General features: G+C 57.4%; 16 protein-coding genes. 7 read left to right on the top strand and 9 right to left on the bottom strand.

Features of this window, described 5'->3' with window-relative positions; genetic code table 11:
- Nucleotide 1: 1 nt before the first annotated feature.
- Nucleotides 2–331, top strand: a complete 330-nt coding sequence (locus LOC68_RS16770) for a TfoX/Sxy family protein (protein WP_230220851.1) — start codon at nucleotides 2–4, stop codon at nucleotides 329–331.
- Nucleotides 332–337: 6 nt separating this feature from the next.
- On the opposite strand, the gene LOC68_RS16765 is transcribed toward LOC68_RS16770, so the two are convergent.
- From LOC68_RS16765 to LOC68_RS16755, 3 genes are all read right to left on the bottom strand, one after another.
- Nucleotides 338–1,585, bottom strand: coding sequence for an aminotransferase class V-fold PLP-dependent enzyme (locus LOC68_RS16765; protein ID WP_230220849.1), 1,248 nt, complete (start codon nucleotides 1,583–1,585; stop codon nucleotides 338–340).
- Nucleotides 1,586–1,938: 353 nt separating this feature from the next.
- On the bottom strand, nucleotides 1,939–2,292 hold the full coding sequence (locus LOC68_RS16760) for an STAS domain-containing protein (protein WP_230220847.1): 354 nt from the start codon (nucleotides 2,290–2,292) through the stop codon (nucleotides 1,939–1,941).
- Between the two features lie 29 nt (nucleotides 2,293–2,321).
- Entirely contained in the window at nucleotides 2,322–3,632 is a 1,311-nt protein-coding gene (locus LOC68_RS16755) for an outer membrane protein assembly factor BamB family protein (RefSeq protein WP_230220846.1), read from the bottom strand.
- Between the two features lie 227 nt (nucleotides 3,633–3,859).
- On the opposite strand from LOC68_RS16755, the gene LOC68_RS16750 reads away from it, so the two are divergent.
- The gene (locus LOC68_RS16750; RefSeq protein WP_230220844.1) at nucleotides 3,860–4,057 is read left to right on the top strand and encodes a hypothetical protein; all 198 of its coding nucleotides are present in this window, start codon (nucleotides 3,860–3,862) and stop codon (nucleotides 4,055–4,057) included.
- 261 nt (nucleotides 4,058–4,318) lie between these two features.
- Nucleotides 4,319–4,864 carry an NADAR family protein gene (locus LOC68_RS16745; protein ID WP_230220842.1) on the top strand — a complete coding sequence of 182 codons (546 nt, stop codon included), beginning with the start codon at nucleotides 4,319–4,321 and terminating at the stop codon, nucleotides 4,862–4,864.
- A gap of 3 nt (nucleotides 4,865–4,867) precedes the next feature.
- On the opposite strand, the gene LOC68_RS16740 is transcribed toward LOC68_RS16745, so the two are convergent.
- Nucleotides 4,868–5,413, bottom strand: coding sequence for a DUF4303 domain-containing protein (locus LOC68_RS16740; protein ID WP_230220840.1), 546 nt, complete (start codon nucleotides 5,411–5,413; stop codon nucleotides 4,868–4,870).
- A gap of 201 nt (nucleotides 5,414–5,614) precedes the next feature.
- On the opposite strand from LOC68_RS16740, the gene LOC68_RS16735 reads away from it, so the two are divergent.
- The 3 genes from LOC68_RS16735 (at nucleotide 5,615) to LOC68_RS16725 (ending at nucleotide 8,600) form a co-directional block, all read left to right on the top strand.
- Nucleotides 5,615–6,922, top strand: coding sequence for a sulfatase-like hydrolase/transferase (locus LOC68_RS16735; protein WP_230220838.1), 1,308 nt, complete (start codon nucleotides 5,615–5,617; stop codon nucleotides 6,920–6,922).
- 172 nt (nucleotides 6,923–7,094) lie between these two features.
- Nucleotides 7,095–8,099, top strand: a complete 1,005-nt coding sequence (locus LOC68_RS16730) for a DUF1559 domain-containing protein (protein WP_230220837.1) — start codon at nucleotides 7,095–7,097, stop codon at nucleotides 8,097–8,099.
- 54 nt (nucleotides 8,100–8,153) lie between these two features.
- Nucleotides 8,154–8,600 (top strand): hypothetical protein, encoded by a 447-nt coding sequence (locus tag LOC68_RS16725; protein WP_230220835.1) that lies wholly within the window; start codon nucleotides 8,154–8,156, stop codon nucleotides 8,598–8,600.
- A gap of 48 nt (nucleotides 8,601–8,648) precedes the next feature.
- On the opposite strand, the gene LOC68_RS16720 is transcribed toward LOC68_RS16725, so the two are convergent.
- The 5 genes from LOC68_RS16720 to LOC68_RS16700 form a co-directional block, all read right to left on the bottom strand.
- Nucleotides 8,649–9,002, bottom strand: coding sequence for a P-II family nitrogen regulator (locus tag LOC68_RS16720; RefSeq protein WP_230220833.1), 354 nt, complete (start codon nucleotides 9,000–9,002; stop codon nucleotides 8,649–8,651).
- Nucleotides 9,003–9,020: 18 nt separating this feature from the next.
- Nucleotides 9,021–9,428, bottom strand: coding sequence for a 2Fe-2S iron-sulfur cluster-binding protein (locus tag LOC68_RS16715; protein WP_230220831.1), 408 nt, complete (start codon nucleotides 9,426–9,428; stop codon nucleotides 9,021–9,023).
- A 323-nt stretch (nucleotides 9,429–9,751) separates the two neighbouring features.
- Nucleotides 9,752–10,531 carry a MerR family transcriptional regulator gene (locus LOC68_RS16710; RefSeq protein WP_230220829.1) on the bottom strand — a complete coding sequence of 260 codons (780 nt, stop codon included), beginning with the start codon at nucleotides 10,529–10,531 and terminating at the stop codon, nucleotides 9,752–9,754.
- A gap of 62 nt (nucleotides 10,532–10,593) precedes the next feature.
- Entirely contained in the window at nucleotides 10,594–12,975 is a 2,382-nt protein-coding gene (locus LOC68_RS16705) for a right-handed parallel beta-helix repeat-containing protein (RefSeq protein WP_230220827.1), read from the bottom strand.
- Nucleotides 12,976–13,169: 194 nt separating this feature from the next.
- A complete protein-coding gene (locus tag LOC68_RS16700; protein ID WP_230220825.1) occupies nucleotides 13,170–15,482 on the bottom strand; it encodes a hypothetical protein in 2,313 nt (770 codons plus the stop codon).
- Nucleotides 15,483–15,854: 372 nt separating this feature from the next.
- Here LOC68_RS16700 and LOC68_RS16695 point away from each other — a divergent pair, with 372 nt between their 5' ends.
- Nucleotides 15,855–16,406, top strand: a complete 552-nt coding sequence (locus LOC68_RS16695; RefSeq protein ID WP_230220823.1) for a hypothetical protein — start codon at nucleotides 15,855–15,857, stop codon at nucleotides 16,404–16,406.
- The last annotated feature ends 1 nt before the right edge of the window (nucleotide 16,407 follow it).

The raw sequence follows: 16,407 nt of genomic DNA, 5'->3' as shown, positions 1-16,407 counted from the left end.
CATGGCGTACGACGAACAACTCGCCTCGCGAATTCGCGGGCTGCTGCAGCGCAAACGGGGCGTAACCGAAAAACGCATGTTCGGCGGGCTTGCCTTTTTGCTCCACGGCAACATGCTGGTCGGCGTCTCACGCAATCTGCTGATCGCGCGTATTGGTCCGGACGCGTATGAGGAGGCGCTCGAAGAAGAGAACGTCCGCGAGTTCGATTTCACTGGCCGACCGATGCGCGGCTGGGTGGTGATCGACGAACCGGGACTGGTTCACTTCGCCGCGGTCAAGGATTGGACCGACCGGGCATTTGAGTTCGTGAAGACGTTGCCGAAGAAGTAGCGGCGTCTACGCCAGAATCGCCAACACCTTGCGCAGCGCGGCGACGAACGTCTCCACTTCTTCCCGCGTGTTGTAGACGTAGAAGCTGGCCCGGGCGCTTGACGAGATCCCGTACTTCGCGTGCAGCGGCATTGCACAGTGATGTCCGGCGCGGATCGCGACGCCGGCCGTGTCGATCATCATGCCGATGTCGTTGGGACTGACGCCGTTGACGGTGAAGCTGACGATCCCCGCCTTCTGCTGCGGATCGGGGCCGAGGATTTTCAGCCCAGGGATGTCGGCCATCAATTGATGGGCGTACTCGGCCAGCATTTGCTCGTGCGCCAGGATATTGGCCAAGCCGATATTTTCGAGATACTCGATCGCCGCTTTCAGCGCAATCGCCGCGGTGATCGGCGGCGTGCCGGCTTCAAACTTGGCCGGCAACATCGCCGGCGTGAACCCTTCGATGGTGACGGTGTTGATCATGCTGCCGCCGCCGAGAAACGGAGGCATCGCATCGAGCAACTCTTGCTTGCCGTACAGGATCCCTACGCCGGACGGGCCGAGCATCTTATGGGCGCTAAGCGCCACGAAGTCGGCGCCCCACTCGACCACGTTGATCGGCTTGTGAGGAGCCGCCTGCGCTGCGTCGACCGAGACCACCGCGCCGACGGCATGGGCCTGGCGGATGATCTTTTCAACCGGATTGATCGTTCCCAGCACATTCGACGCGGCCGTGACGGCGACAATCTTCGTCCGTTCGCTCAACATCGCAGGCAGTTCGTCCATCGCCAACAGACCGTCGGGCGTGATCGGCAGCGCTTTGATTTTGGCGCCAGTTCGCGCGGCGACTTGTTGCCACGGCACGAGATTGGAGTGATGCTCCATCTCGCTGACCAGGATCTCATCGCCGGCCGCAAGATTGGCGACGCCCCAGGCATGCGCGACCGTGTTGATCGACGAGGTCGTGCCGTAGGTGAAGATCACTTCTTTGTTCGACTTGGCGCCCAGAAATCGCCGCGCCGCCTCGCGCGACTCTTCGTACATCGAGGTCGCTTCGTTGCTCAATTGATGGCCGCCGCGGTGGACGTTGGCGTAGTACCGCTCATCCACTTCCCGCAGGGCGTCGATCACCTGACGCGGCTTTTGCGACGACGCAGCGTTATCGAGATAAACGAGCGGTTTTCCATGCACGGTTTGGTGCAGGATCGGGAAATCGGCCCGGATGGCGTCGACATCAAGATTTTCGGTTTGCTGGGAGGCAACCGTCATGGCATTCCTAACTTGTTACAGCTGGCCCAGTTCGGACCATGGTCCCCCTCCACGGAAAGGGACGCGGGTTTTTCGCATACCTTTATGATTTTAAGAGCCAGAGGGGAAATGGACAACTCGCCCACCACGGCTTGGCGGGCTCGATTGGCAAAGAAAACCCGAGCGTCAGCAAGTTGTAGGGTGGGTGGAGCAAGCGCGGAAACGCGACCATTCCGTCAGAGCCGAATTCGCATGCGCAACCCACCTTCCGCTTCGTCGCGCAAGGTGGGTTGCGCAAGCGAGCGTCATCTTCGGCGCATCGCCAGCCTTTTCGCGCTTGCTCCACCCACCCTACGTGTGACAGAGTTTTGCGTTTACGTCGCCAGGGCCACAGCGGCGGCTTCGCTTTCGGCGGTTTCGAACGGCGCCTTGGCGTGAGGCGAATCGGAGATGAGACGACACAACGTCAACATCGCGTTCAGATTGTCGCAGAGGTTGAAGAAGATGATTCGGACGTCCCGTTCGGCGACCGCGCGACGCAGGCCCAAAAAGGAGAGGAGTCCGACGCTGCTCATGAAGGTGACGTTTTCAAAGTTGATCAGCACGACGCGACAGCCGTCCGCCGCGGCGATCATTTCGTTACGCAAATCGTAGCAGTCTTCCGGAGTGCGCAGTTCCTCCGGCAAGAGCGTTACCTTTACGAGGTCCCCTTCGCGAGAGGACAACATCAATGTGCTTTCGTTCACGGAAATGTCCCTTATGGCGCCTTGCCGATGCAATACAAGTTTTTACGGCCACGAATGTAAATGCAACCGTCCGAGATTGCCGGCGACGCAATCGTCTCGTCGTCGAGTTTGTTTTCCGCTAGTTTCTGGAACTCGCGCTCCGCCGCCACCACGCTGCAGAGACCATCCGTATTCAGAAAGTAGATGCGATTTCCGGCCGCCACGGGAGAGGCCTTAAATTTTCCTCCCAAGCGTTCCTTCCATACTACCTCGCCGGTCGCCGCATCGCGACAGACGGCGATCCCGTCGTCGGTCACCGTAAACAGCAAATCGTTCACCACGACCGGGCACGGCGTATCGGGGGTCGACTGCGTCTCTTCCCAGAGAATCGCCGTATCGGGCACGCGCCCGGTTTTGGCCTGCTTCAGATCGACGGCGATCGTCGGACCTCGCATCCCGCGGGTGCAGTAGATTCGCTTGTCGTCGGTCGTCGGACCGGTCACGGTCCGGCCCCCATCCAAACCAGGCAGGAACCAGATCTGCTCCCCGGTCTTGGCGTCGTACGCGTCAAGCTGGTTCCCTCCCATGACGATCAGTTCGGTCTTGCCGTTTCGCTGGCGGACCAGCGGCGTGGTGTAGGCGTCGGCTTGTTCGGCCGGAGCGCCGGTCATCCGCTTCGTTTTCCAGACCAGTTCACCGGTCATCAGGTTGTGCGCGACCAGATAGCTCTCGACCGGTTTCTGGTCGTCGAGATCGGAAAGGGAGTCCTGCATGCAGACCGAAATCACCTTCCCTTCGACGATGACCGGGCTATTCGCATGCCCCCACCAGACCGTGTAGGCCCCATACTCCTCCTGAAGATTTCGACTCCACAGACGGTTCCCCTCAAAGTCGTAAACCGCCAAAAGCCCATTGCCGAAGTGGACCGCGATCCATTTGTGATGAACTGTTGGCGATGGAGACGCAAGATTGTGCAGGTTGTGGAATTTCTGCTTGAGTCGCTTCGGCGCTTCGCGCGGAACGTCGCCAGTTCCAACTTCTATCTTACGAAGCGGACTTCCGTAGTTTTTGTCAAACAGCTGCAAAAAAAGCCGCCCATCCTCCGCTTGTGAAGTAATAATTAATCCAGCGTCCTGAATGACCGGCGTAGAGTCGCCCCAACCGGGAAGCTCCGCTTTCCAGCGAATGTTTTCCGATTCGCTCCAGGTTAGCGGAACGTCGGTCTCCAGGCTCACACCATCCCCGCGACCGCCGCGCCAAGCGCGCCAGTCGTCGCCAACGGCAAAATCGGTCATGACTGCAAAAACCAGCAGAAAGGCCAACCCGTATGGTCGATACGTCATCTCGGGGCGTCTCCAACAATCGGTAGGTAACGTTATGGCAGGGCTCACGTTATTAACTTATCACCTGCAAGCGGCGAAATCGAGCAAATCCGATCTCTCCGCCGCAGAAACTGGGGATACTGATTGTTCGTCGAGCAATGGGTGTTCTATGCTTGTAAAAGGTCCGGCCGGGCGTTCAAACGCCGTGTCGGAAAGTGGAACCGAACCGCCAACCGACGACAAGCATAATGAGCGAACTGGATCGTTATCCGGAACTGACTGACTATCTCCGCGGCCGCGGCCATAGCGACGAGGAAATCGTCCTGATTCTGGCCGAACTCCACAAGAAAGATGAAGGGGTGATGATCGACTCGGTCATGGACTCCATCGATCTGGGCGATTTCGATATCGAAGAAATCATCAAAGCGGCCCTGGGCGAGAAATAACCCTCGCCCCCTTCTCCGCCAACTGGATCACTAGCCCGAGGCGCAAGCCGAGGGAATGCGATCTCAAGGCAATGACGAATGTCGAAGCTCGAATGACGAGTTGTCCTTCCTTTCGTCATTCTGGTTTCGACATTCGTCATTTGTCCCACCACTTTCCCTCGGCTTGCGCCTCGGGCTACTATTTGGCGGTCGCTTGCGAACCTATTCCCCGTTTGCGTCGTCTCATTCCGAACGCGTTCGTTTCTCGTGGGAGAGTTCACCATGCTCGATTTGAATTCGCTCCGCGAGCGCTGCGCCGCCGGTGAGACGTTCGATTACCTGATGTTTTGGGGACACCAGCCCTCCAAAGACGGCTCAATCTACAAGAGCTGTTTCAGCCAATGGTTCGAAGTCCCCTTTACGATCGACGGCCAGCTTTACCCGACCGCCGAACATTGGATGATGGCGGCCAAAGCGCGGCTGTTTGACGACGCCGAGTCGCTCACCAAGATCATCTACGCCGATACGCCCAGACAAGCAAAGGCCTTGGGACGCAAGGTCCGCAACTTTGACGACAAAATCTGGAAGTCAGAATCGCGCCGCTTGGTGACGGAAGGAAACCTGGCGAAGTTCAGCCAGAACGCGCCGCTGAAAGAATTCCTGCTCGACACTGGCGATCAGGTTCTAGTCGAAGCGAGCCCGTTCGATCGAATCTGGGGAATTGGCCTGAAAGGGTCGGACCCGAAAGCCGCCCACCCGAGCACCTGGCAAGGGCAAAACCTGCTGGGGTTTGCATTGATGGATGTCCGCGACGCACTGAAGCGATAACGTCTACCCGTTGATCACCTCCAGGAACTCCGCGCAGAGTTCCGGCGAATTCAATAGCTTCCCCGAGCGACGCTGCAGACCTTCCGCATCGCAAGAATCATAGATGGTCGCAAACAGCGCGATCTCGATCGGATCGCCAGGATTGGAAATGGCGCCGCTGTTCCGCAAACGGACCAGCGCTTCGACCATCGAGTCGGTCACGGTCTTCTTGAATTTGGCATGCTTCTTTTCCCCCATTTCCTCCGACAATTCGCCCAGACGCTGGTCGGCGACTTGAAAGTACTCGCTACCGATATACTCGTTCTCCCATTCCCACGGCCCCCATTTCGTATCAGCCGCGTACTCGTGCGACGCATCGTAGCCTCGTTCCGCAAGACGCCGCTCGTGGCTCTCCAAACTGTTGACGCTGCCGCTCACATAGATCGCGTCGTCGATCGTACTCAGGACGAAGGCGAAGACCGTTTCGGTTGGATTCTCCGCTCGCCAGGCGGCGAACGCTTTTTCGGCGGCATCATAAAAAAGATCAACGAGTTCGGGTTGGCTGGCCATGTTTCGATCCGGGGTGTGACGGGGGTGTTCCAAATCGCGGCCAATCTTACCAGCCGCGAAAACCGATTGCGAACGTTTCCTCGGGCGACGGCGCAAGGAAACGTCGTTTTCAGGGAATTGTTGAGCGAAATCTGAGTAGGAATCAATTACCATGAGTCCTATCCCCCTTGCCTGCCAGATCTTGATGGAGCCCCACCAATCATGATTCGCGCTTTGCTGTTTGCTTTGTCGATCTCGCTACTCCTCCCGACGCTTGCCTCGGCGGCCGATCGTCCCAACATCGTGCTCTTTCTGGCCGATGACCTCGGGATTGAATGCGTCGAGTCGTACGGCGGGCTCTCGTATAAAACGCCCAACATCGATCGCCTGGCGAAAAGCGGGATGCGATTCACGCATTGCTTCGCCGATCCCTACTGCTCCCCTTCTCGCGCCCAACTGCTGACCGGACGTTATCCGCTCCATAACGGCATTCCCCGCGTTATCTTCCTGCCCGACCAGCATCGCGAGTTTCTCGATCCGGCCAAAGAAACGTCGGTCGCCAAGCTGCTGAAAGAGGCAGGCTACGCCACCGCAATGGCCGGCAAATGGCAACTCTCGTTTTTGGAAGAGCGCGACACGATCGCGGCCCACGGCTTTGACGAGTACCAGGCCTGGCAAATCTTCAACAAGGGCGCCAAGACCTCACGCTACGCCAACCCCACGATGCGGCAAAACGGCGAAGTCGTTTCGACCCCTGGCGGATACGGTCCCGACGAGAACCTCGCCTTCGTCACCGACTTCATCGAGCGTCATCAGGATCAACCCTTCTTCGTTTACTACGCCTGTCTGCTGCCGCATTGGCCTTGGGAGCCGACGCCTGACAGTAAAGATCCGCTGACAGCCGGCAAGGGAGATGGCGATCCGAAATATATGGCCGACATGGTCAGCTATTTGGACAAACAAGTCGGACAAGTAGCGGCGACCCTCGACCGACTTGGACTGCGCGACAACACGATCCTGATCTTCGTCGCCGACAACGGAACCGATCAGCGTCTGGTCACCAACTGGACCGACGGCTCGATCGAGCGCCGCATCCCCGGCGGCAAATCGCACATGACCGACACCGGAACCCGCGTCCCTTTGATCGTCAGTTGGCCCGGCAAAGTGAAAGCGGGCAGCGTCAATAATGACCTGGTCGATCTTTCGGATCTGCTGCCGACGCTGATCGAGTTGGCGAACGCCAAGGCCTCGCCGCAACCGATCAACGGCGTCAGTTTCGCAGCGCAGCTCCGGGGCGAAACAGGTACGCCCCGAACATGGATCCACGTGCAGAAAGAAAACCAGCGTCATGTCCGCAACGAGCAGTTCATCCTGAACAACCAGGGGAAGCTGCGACCGATCGTCGAATATGGCTTGAAAGAGCCGAAACCGGTCTCGCCCGATTCGAGCGCGGAAGCGAAAGAATCGCACGCGCAGCTGCAAGAGGCCATGAATGCGGCAGAAACCTTCGGCAAGCGTTCAGCTCCCTAAAACGCATTCTTGCGACGATCTCCACCTCCTCTTTTTTGCGTCATTCGTGCGTGCCACACTGAATTTGCACATAAACCATGCACATAGTGCAAAAGATCATTAGAATCGCCTTCTGCCCCAAGGATAATGATCCCCAGCCCCACGAACATTTAGTCAAATTAAGGGCGATTTTATGCGACATACTTTTGGGCCGCTTTCTCTTTTTTCCCAGCGTCAAACCAACAAAGGGTTTACGCTGGTTGAGCTGTTGGTCGTGATCGCGATCATTGGCGTGTTGATCGCGTTGTTGTTACCGGCTGTACAGCAAGCGCGCGAAGCGGCCCGGCGAATCTCTTGCAACAACAAGATGAAACAAATCGGCTTGGCGCTGCACAACTATCATGACACTTTTGGTAAGTTCTGCGCCGGCGCCTTCTATGATCTGCCGGTCAACGTCAGCGCTTCCAACTGGTGCAGCACCACTGGCACCGACGCCTTTCCGGCACGATCGCCGTGGACCGTCTGCATCCTGCCGTTTTTGGAGCAGAAGAATCTCTACGACCAATTCTGGCATCACAGCACGTTTCCGACCCTCAGCAACGTTCTGGCCGCCAGTTGCCCTGCTCCCAATCCGCACGCCACCCTGTTCTATTCGAGTAATCCAGCCTTCCAGTGTCCGTCGCATCCCGCCAGTACGGCTGACTCGAACTCGATCAACTACTTCGGCGTGCAAGGGGGTGGGCCGACGGCCGCTTGCTCGAACAACGGAGACATGCGCGTCTTCTATACCAACGGCGCATTCCACATCAGTTCCAAGAATGGTTTCCGCGACTTTACCGACGGTTCTACCAACGTCTATGTCGTGGGAGAAACCAAGTACGCACAAACGGTGGAAGGACACCCCAGCGGAGCTCACTGCAGCTGGCTCTCCTCCGCCAAACTAGTCGCCGACACCGGGTCGGTTTACACGTTGGCGGGAGCCCGTCTCCAGATCAACTCGGTTCCCGGGGATGGCTCGACGACCAACACGCTGAACACCATGACGCAGACCTTCGGCAGCTTTCATCCAGGGGGAGCATTATTCCTGATGGGGGATGGTTCGGTGCAGTTCCAGAATCAGACGATGAATCTGTCCACTTACCAAACGTTGGCTCAAATCGCCGACGGATTACCGATCGGTGGGGTGAACGCCAATTAGCGGACCGTGAACTGCGGTATTCTTCCACATCACCTCAGATTTAGGATTTCTCCCATGTCCGCATGTTTGGAAGTCGCTGTGCCGCTCGGTCGTTCAGGCCGTAGCGGCGCCGTTTGGCTATTCTCAGCCCTGTTTCTGGCGGCCGGCTTGGCTGCTGGTTGCGGAGCGTCCGATACGACGATTCATTTAACCGGCGCCGTCACCTACGACGGACAACCGGTTCCCGCGGGGATGATCCAGTTCAGCCCCGACGAAGCGAAAGGCAACCCCGGCTTCGGCTGCGTCGCGATGATCCGCAACGGTCAATTTACGACCCGCGACAGCCTGGGAGTTTTGGGGGGCGCTTACGTCATCCGCGTTCAAGGACTCGACGGAATCGCCGCCGGCGAAAACTCGGACGGCGCCCCTATCTTCCGTACTTACGAGATGAGCGTTGAACTGCCGATGAAATCGGGACAGTTCGATATCGATGTGCCGCTCCAGACGAAAAAGAAACGTTAAAGACCCGTTTGACGAAGGAGAACGGGGCTTCCGTTCGTCGGAACCCCGTTACTTCCGTTTCTTATTACCGCTAGCCGGGGCTGATGCGATATCAATCGCTTCGCCGACGTTCATCGCCGGGAGGACGAAGATTTTGCCGTCTCCCATACGACCGCTCCGCGCGACCTGGACGATGCGGCGGATCGTTTCTTCGGCGCGGTAGTCGTCGAGCCAGATCGTGATCTCGACCTTGGGCAAGAAGGTTTGGCCGTATTCGCTGTCGCTATATTCGTCGAGATAGCTCTTTTGCCGGCCGAAACCTTTCACCTCGCGAACGTTGAGCGCTTCGATCGGGGCGCGGCTCAGCTCTTCCAAGACCTTTTCGGCCAGATAGGGCTTCACGATGGCGATGACTTGTTTCACGCTTAGGCTCGGCGACGTTTAGCAAAAGAAGGTTTCGCCGAAGAGACTCAACTCGGGTCCCGTCTCCACTTCCATGTCTCCCAACACTTTGGTTCGACACGACAGCCGCATCGTCTCCTCATTGCCTACATAGGCGAGACATGCGATTGGATCGGGAATCGGCAACAATGGTCCCACCGGAACCGTAAATTTCACTTTCTCCATCATGCGCATGGGGCTGGCGTTTTCAATCCCCTTGGTGATCAGAACGCGACAAGTGCCGCATTGCCCCAAGCCATAGCAATTGAGAACCTTGTTCACCCCGGCGCCGATCCCGTTCACCCCTTGGTGGACGTTGATCCCGGCCGAAATCGCTGCCTGACGGAGATAGGCGCCGGCCGGAACTTCCACCTCTTTCTGCTCTTTGACGAATTTAACGATGGGCATGTCAACCGTGACGGATAGAAGGTGAGCAGAAAGCCGCTACCAGAGCCTCTCAAGATAACATCGGCCGCCCAAAGCGTTAAGTGGAAGTTTCCGGCGATTTTTTCCCCGCTCCGTTCTTTCCAAAGAAGAAAGAATGGAACACGGAAGCCACGGCTGGGAGCACGGAAAGACGCGGTCAGAAGGAGGAATTTTGGAAAGTCGCTCGCCCCAATCCCAATCAGAAAAATTGTGCAAACTGTCGGATCCCCTCGTTTGACGAGGCGGAAGAATCTTGCCGTGTTCCTCCGTCTTTCCGACCGTGGTCTCCGTGTTCTATTCCGGCGCTACGCCACCAGGATTTGCAGCTCGGTGAGATATTTTTCGGGGTCCCCTTTGAAGAGCCAGCCGGGGCCTTTGACGAAGCTTTCCCGCGTCGGCAGCAAGTAGCCGGGGTGGCGAGCTCGGACGTAGCGGAGAAGCCTGGCGTACGAACCGGTCAACGTTTCATACGGGCCGCGATGGGTGAGCGAGACGAGCCGTCCTCCTTCCAGCTCATGGACTTCGATTCCCTTCTTCGAGGCGCCCTGCCGAATCGGGAAACAGGCTTCAAAATCGGCGTCGTTTTCTTTGTACTCTTTGTCGTAGTGGAGCATCATCGCCGGGCCGCTCAACTGGCGACCATACTGCCAGCCGATCTTGCCGTAAGCCTTGCCGCAATCGCTGTACTTGCCCCGCATCCGAATCCCAGCGACCAGCAGCCGGTCGACTTTGGTTTCGCGGATATCGTCGTCGTCCCGGGCGCAAATCGCTTCGATCGCCGCTTCCTGGGCGACGATCGTTTTGATTCGCTTCTCAGGAAGCGCTCCTTCCTGCTGCGAAAGCAGTTTGGCGATGTCGACCTTGCCGCTGGTTTGATCGAGCAGCGCCCGAATTCGCTCCAGCGGGATCTCGATCTTCCCCAGATGATAAATCGCCCGGGCGATCGGCAACTGGGCGTCGTCATAAGCAGCCAGCTCTTCGTCATCGCTGGGCGCAGTCGGCGACAGCACCTGCTCCTGTTTGAGGAGACGGAGCATTTCGATCGACAGCCCGCTGATGCGGGAGAATTCGCTCGTCGTGAACATGGCGTCCGGTTTCGCTTGAAGCCCATTTCGGCAGACACGTCCTGCCCTTCAACTAGGATAGCTTATTCCGGAATCGGCAAGCTGTTTGGCGACGCGCGGTTGATGGTCCCGCCAAAGGCGCGTCGGAATTCGATCGCGCCGCTGATCGTGTTCTGGCCAAAGACATCGCCGGCAAGCAAGGGGTTCGGCACAGTCTGGCCGCCAAACACCTCGAAATTGATCTGGCCACCCGGATTCTCGGCGTCGAAGCGAACGACGGAGCTGAGCGTATTGTTCAACATTCGCATATTGAGCGTCGAATCTTCTGCGAAAAAGGCGGCCGACCGACTACTAAACGTTCCGCCAGAGACGTTCTCTTGAAAGTTCAAATTGAGAGTCGAAAGGCCGCTCGCGATGACCACGTAACCTTGGGAAACGACCCCAGATAGCGAATGGTTCACGTCGTTGCCGGTCATGACCAAGTTGTATGTCCCTCCGCCGTCGGCTTCGTATCGAATCCCGACGTCGTAGACGCTTGCCGTCAGGAAGTCGCTGACGGTGTTGTTGGTGATGGCGACGTTCGACGTGCCGGTCGTATTGTCCTCAATCCAAATCCCACCATCGACAGCTTGGGCGGTGGCGATCGTGCCGATCGTATTGCCGTCGATCGTCAAGTTCGAGGAAGCGCCGTTGAGTTCCGCGAAAATGCCGTAGTCAACGACGGCGGCCGTCACACCTTGATAGATTTCGTTCTGCGAAATATTGGCGATCAAATCGCCGTTCGAGGTGACGTTGATGGCGCTGCCGGTCGCTGAGACAAAGTTGGAGATGTAATTGTTGGTAATGTCGAGGGTCAACAGCGATCCGTTGTTAATAACTGTGATCGGGGAGTTGCCGCCGAGTGCTGTGCGGTTGATCGTATTTCCGTCAATCGTCAGCTGAGCCGTTCCGACCGAGGTGACCGAGATCGGGATCACGCTCGACGTTCCGACGTTCGAGAACGTATTGTCGCGGATAACCCCTACCCCGCTAAAGTTGGCAATGTTGACTTGGGCAGTTAGGGTTCCGGTACCTTGCGAAAAGTAGTTGTTGTTGATGTTGAAGTTAGTAACGCTGCCGAGACTGCGGATCGGAGTGTCATCGATGTTATCAAAATAGAAACCGGAAATCTCGTTGTTGTCGGCGAGGTAGAACATGTCAATTGCCGCATCGATCTTCGGCCGATTGCCCACTTCGTAGCCCGGCAGATCAAACGTCCCTTGGGTCGCCGTAAACAGATGCGGAGTGGTCGACCCTAATATTCGCTGGTTCTCTTTCAGAGAAAACGTAATCACCTTCAGATTGGTCTGAGTGTCGTCGGCCCGCGGGTGAACGAAGATGACGTCATTCGCTTGCGACGCCGCTTGCGCCTCGGCCAGTCGATTAAGTGGACTTTCGACCGTACCATCCCCCGCCGCCACCGCGTTGGGGTCAACGTGAATCACACGTTGATCGGTCCCGGTCACCGGATTGGTCGCGTTCACCGTGGCGTACTTGCTGGTATTGTTGACGACGACCGCTTCGTTGCGGACCAGCGGTTCGTCCATCTTGTTGACGAAGCTGTCGTACCGCGGAACTCGCCGGGCCGAACTGCCGGGGAAGAAAAATGCGGCGCCGAAGACGACGTTGGTGTCGAAGACCTGATCGTCGCTGACCGTCAGGTAAAGCCGCATCCGATCGGTGACATGGCTTTCAAAGCGCGTCTTCCAACCCCAGGCCTGCGGCGAATCTTCGCCCTGGAAGTTGTACATCCCGAGATAGGCCCGCACGTAATCGCCAACGTAAGGCAGCGCTCCGCCAAATTCGGCGTCAAAGCCCTTCATGGCCGTCTGGAAGTCGGTCGTCTGTAATAGCTGAATGTTGTAGCCGACATAGGTCGGATCGCTATAAGTCAGCCCGGTCGAAACCGGATCGGTATCGGTTGGGAAGTAGCCGTTGGCGCGGAAGTCGATTTTTCCCAGCGACTCAAAACCCGCTACCACCTGGCCGACCGTTTGAATGCCGGTGTCTCGGTTGTCGTAGCCGACAAAACCGCCGAAGGTCCGTCCGTAGTCATCAGAATAGAACCGCTGACCGACGACCGCGTTCATCCCCACGTTCCGATCGTTGGCGAGTAAAAACGCGCCATCGAAGTAAGTGAGCGCATGGGCGTCGTACGATTCGTACAACGGAACCCACGTTCGAAAATCGGTGAACGAATAGTTGTACCCAGCCCCTTCCGTTCGATGCTGCACCGAGACGCGGGGAAAATACTCTCCCCACAGGCCGTTCGAGTAAGGGCTCGCAAAGGACGATGTGCCGGAGATCATCCCAGGCGTGATGTCGTCATTCTGCTGCTGCGCGAATAATGCCGCAGAGCAGGCGAAGTAGCAAAGAAACCCACACAGCAACGTGCGCAAGGAATTCGACGATAGTTGGGACCACATGCGCAATTGCTCCATGCAGGGCTGTCTCAAGATGAAGAAATTGTCGCTGGCCAAACTTTTGGGAACTAACTATTTATCGTGCGCCTCGCCGCATCGATCGAATGAAAATCAACGTCGCTTTCGACTTCCCCTAAACGGGCTAAATTGCCCGATGTTGGCGGCATCCCAACATCAGGCGTGATTAAACCGCGAGGTTAGTCTGGAATCGGCAAACTATTGGGGGCGACCGCCGTTGTCGACCCAGTGCCGCCGTTGAAGATTTGAACGGCGCCGGTGATCGTATTCTGACCTTTGACGTCCGCCGCAGTAAGCGCACTGGGAACCATTTGACCGCCGAAGACCTCAAATCGCAGGTCTCCCGAAAGGCTGGTGGCGATACGAACGCGATCAGCGGCTGTGTTGTTAACCATTCGCAGATTGACGTCGCCGCCGCTATTCGCCGCGAAGATGTAGTTTTGGCTGATGGTATCTGCAGTGACCACATTGTCAAACGCATTGATGTTGAGGAGGCCGCCGCCGTTATTGGTGGCGACAATCCCTTCATCCACGATGTCGACGCCTGAGTGATTCACGTAGTTGCCGCTGAGAACAAGATCATGCGTCCCAAGGGTGGTCGTCTGGTATCCGATACCGGTGAGAAAGACGCTGCCGGTCAGGAAATCGTCCAGCGTATTATTGGTAATACGCACATAAGATCCGCCGGACGTCGAATCCTCGACGCGGATGCCGTAATTCAGGGCCTGCGCCGTTGCGATGGTTCCGATCGTATTGTCGTCAATCGTTAGCGCGGCAGTGCCGTCCATCAGCCGAACGCGAATGCCATAGTCGGCCTGGCTGACCGTCAAACCTTGATAGATCTCATTATGCGAGATGTTGCTGGTCAGATTTCCGAACGATTCCAGCCGAATCCCAGTACCGGCTGCGGCCAGAAAGTTGGTCAACGTATTGTTGGTAATGTCGACCGTCGCATCGACGCCTGACAAGACGCTTACTTCGATGCCGTTGTCGCCGCCGGCGCTCAGCTGTCGCGTGAGCGTATTGCCGGTGATCAGCAAGTTCGACGTATCGCCAAGCTCGACGAAGAAGCCGGTATCGCCCAACGACGCAATGTTGGAGACGACGTTGTCGCGGATGATGCCGGTGCCGCCGGCGTTCTGGATGTAGATGGCTGCTTCGCCCATCGCCCCCAGCCCGACGAACTGGTTGTTGTTGATATTGAAGCTGGTGATGCCGTTACCGACGACCGAATCGCCGCCGGTGTCGTCAAACCGGAAACCGGAGACTTCGTTGTTGTTGGCCAGCGTGATCGCATCGCCCGGCGAGTCAAGCGTGGGGCGGTTGCCCGCTTCGTAACCCGGCAGGTCGAACGTCCCCTGCGTCGCCGTAAACATATGCTGCGTCGTTGAGGCCAACAGCCGCTGATTGTCCTGCAAGACGAAGTCCTGCGTCAGGTTGGTCGCCGTATCGTCAGCCCGCGGGTGAACGAAGATGATGTCGTTCGGCTGCGAGCCGGCCTGCGCCAGTTGCAGCGCGTTGTACGGATTATCAACCGTACCGTCCCCCATCGCCACCGCATCGGGATCGACGTGGATCACGTGCTGATCGGTACCGCTCACCGGATTGGTCGCATTGACGATCCCCCTACGGCTAACGTTGTTGACGACGACCGCTTCGTTGCGAATGATCGGCTCGTCCATCTTGTTGACGAAGCTGTCATACCGCGGAACCCGACGAGCCGAGCTGCCAGGAAAAAAGAACGCGGCGCCGAAAACGACGTTCGTATCGAATACCTGATCGTCGCTGACAGTCAAATAGAGCCGCATTCGATCGGTGACGTGGCTTTCAAACCGCGTCTTCCAACCCCAGGCCTGCGGCGAACCATCCCCTTGGAAGTTATAGAGGCCCAAGTAAGCGCGAACGTAATCGCCGACATGCGGCAGCGCCCCGCCGAACTCGGCGTCGAACCCCTTCATCGCCACCTGGTACTGGCTGAGCTGCGTCAGCTGAATGTTGTAACCGACATAGGTTGGGTCGCTGAAACTAAGTCCGGTGGAAACCGGGCTGGTATCGGTCGGGAAGTAGCCGTTCGCCCGAAAGTCGATTCGGCCGAGCGACTCAAAGCCGGTTACGACCTGGCCGACGGTTTGTACGCCGGTATCCCGATTGTCGTAGCCAACGTAGCCGCCGAACGTACGGCCGTAGTCATCGGAATAGAAACGCTGTCCGACCACCGCGTTCATGCCGACGTTACGATCATTGGCGAGCAGAAACGCCGCATCCATGAAGGTGAGCGCACGTGCGTCGTACGATTCGTAGAGCGGAACCCACGTTCGAAAGTCGGTGAACGAATAGTCATACCCGGCGCCTTCGGTTCGATGTTGTACCGAGACGCGGGGAAAGTACTCGCCCCAGAGGCCGTTGGAATAAGGACTCGCGAAGGTCGAAGTGCCGGAGATCATCCCCGGCGTGATGTCGTCGTTCTGCTGCTGAGCGACTGCGGCGGACAAGAATGCAGACCAGAGCAAGCCCCCGCAGATCACCCTGCGAAGGAGTGCATGAGACAATAATGACAGCATTAGCAGATCGATCCTGACTGTTAATTGTCTCAGTGAGGCGAACCAAGGCTGGCAATACTTTCGAGACTAATGATTTATCGTGCGCTCCACCGTATCGATCGATTCAAAACTGCTCCCCCTCCCGTCTTGGCGTATTTAACCCACTTTGTCAGGTGTTGCCGCTAGCGAACTCGGTGCTGGCTACATGCGTAACTGGCATTAGGAATCGAATGATGGGCCATGATCGCGTGCTCCAAAATTCTCGCATCTCACGGCTTCATCGGCGACAATACGAAACCGCCCCGGGCCAAATCGAGAGTCGACATGCCACGATTCCCCTTCCGCAACTTCGCCCTCGTATCGCTGCTGATCGCCATCTCGGTGATCGCGCTCACGTTTCCCAGCAAGGGGATTACCTATTTGCTGGCGATCGCTTGGGCGTGCGTAATGCTGGGGGTCGGTTGCGCGGCGATTGGAACGCCAGGACCAGCAAGAAACAAATACCTCGGCTTTCTCGTCTCCTCGATTGTCATCGCCTACTGGGAAATGGGATCGGCCAGTTCCCGGACGTATACGGCGCCAATCCTGGCCGCCGCCGAACAAGTTTTTGCGTCGAACGAACTTTACGTCAACGCGCGCGGCGCCAATGACCCGGCTCGTTTCTTTCCGGACGGATATAGTTCGGCGACCGGTCAGTCGGAGATTGTCGTCTGGCGACGTGGCCGCCTGATCAAAATCCCCAGCGCACGCAAACTTCCCACGAAGTTAACGCCGTTGGCCAATTCGATCCGTCTAATATGCCTGTTCTGGTTTGGATTACTCGGGGGATGGATTTGCAACTTCGTCGCTTGGCGAGGAACGAACGAAGCTGAATAAG

The organism is Blastopirellula sediminis (assembly GCF_020966755.1).
GTDB lineage: Bacteria > Planctomycetota > Planctomycetia > Pirellulales > Pirellulaceae > Blastopirellula > Blastopirellula sediminis.
This window is presented reverse-complemented; position numbering and strand designations above follow the sequence as displayed.

Bases quoted from the DNA above. Each gene is read 5' to 3' on its own strand.
- LOC68_RS16770 (WP_230220851.1), top strand. From the start codon at position 2: ATGGCGTACGACGAACAACTCGCCTCGCGAATTCGCGGGCTGCTGCAG.
- LOC68_RS16765 (WP_230220849.1), bottom strand. From the start codon at position 1,585: ATGACGGTTGCCTCCCAGCAAACCGAAAATCTTGATGTCGACGCCATC.
- LOC68_RS16760 (WP_230220847.1), bottom strand. From the start codon at position 2,292: ATGTTGTCCTCTCGCGAAGGGGACCTCGTAAAGGTAACGCTCTTGCCG.
- LOC68_RS16755 (WP_230220846.1), bottom strand. From the start codon at position 3,632: ATGACGTATCGACCATACGGGTTGGCCTTTCTGCTGGTTTTTGCAGTC.
- LOC68_RS16750 (WP_230220844.1), top strand. From the start codon at position 3,860: ATGAGCGAACTGGATCGTTATCCGGAACTGACTGACTATCTCCGCGGC.
- LOC68_RS16745 (WP_230220842.1), top strand. From the start codon at position 4,319: ATGCTCGATTTGAATTCGCTCCGCGAGCGCTGCGCCGCCGGTGAGACG.
- LOC68_RS16740 (WP_230220840.1), bottom strand. From the start codon at position 5,413: ATGGCCAGCCAACCCGAACTCGTTGATCTTTTTTATGATGCCGCCGAA.
- LOC68_RS16735 (WP_230220838.1), top strand. From the start codon at position 5,615: ATGATTCGCGCTTTGCTGTTTGCTTTGTCGATCTCGCTACTCCTCCCG.
- LOC68_RS16730 (WP_230220837.1), top strand. From the start codon at position 7,095: ATGCGACATACTTTTGGGCCGCTTTCTCTTTTTTCCCAGCGTCAAACC.
- LOC68_RS16725 (WP_230220835.1), top strand. From the start codon at position 8,154: ATGTCCGCATGTTTGGAAGTCGCTGTGCCGCTCGGTCGTTCAGGCCGT.
- LOC68_RS16715 (WP_230220831.1), bottom strand. From the start codon at position 9,428: ATGCCCATCGTTAAATTCGTCAAAGAGCAGAAAGAGGTGGAAGTTCCG.
- LOC68_RS16710 (WP_230220829.1), bottom strand. From the start codon at position 10,531: ATGTTCACGACGAGCGAATTCTCCCGCATCAGCGGGCTGTCGATCGAA.
- LOC68_RS16705 (WP_230220827.1), bottom strand. From the start codon at position 12,975: ATGTGGTCCCAACTATCGTCGAATTCCTTGCGCACGTTGCTGTGTGGG.
- LOC68_RS16695 (WP_230220823.1), top strand. From the start codon at position 15,855: ATGCCACGATTCCCCTTCCGCAACTTCGCCCTCGTATCGCTGCTGATC.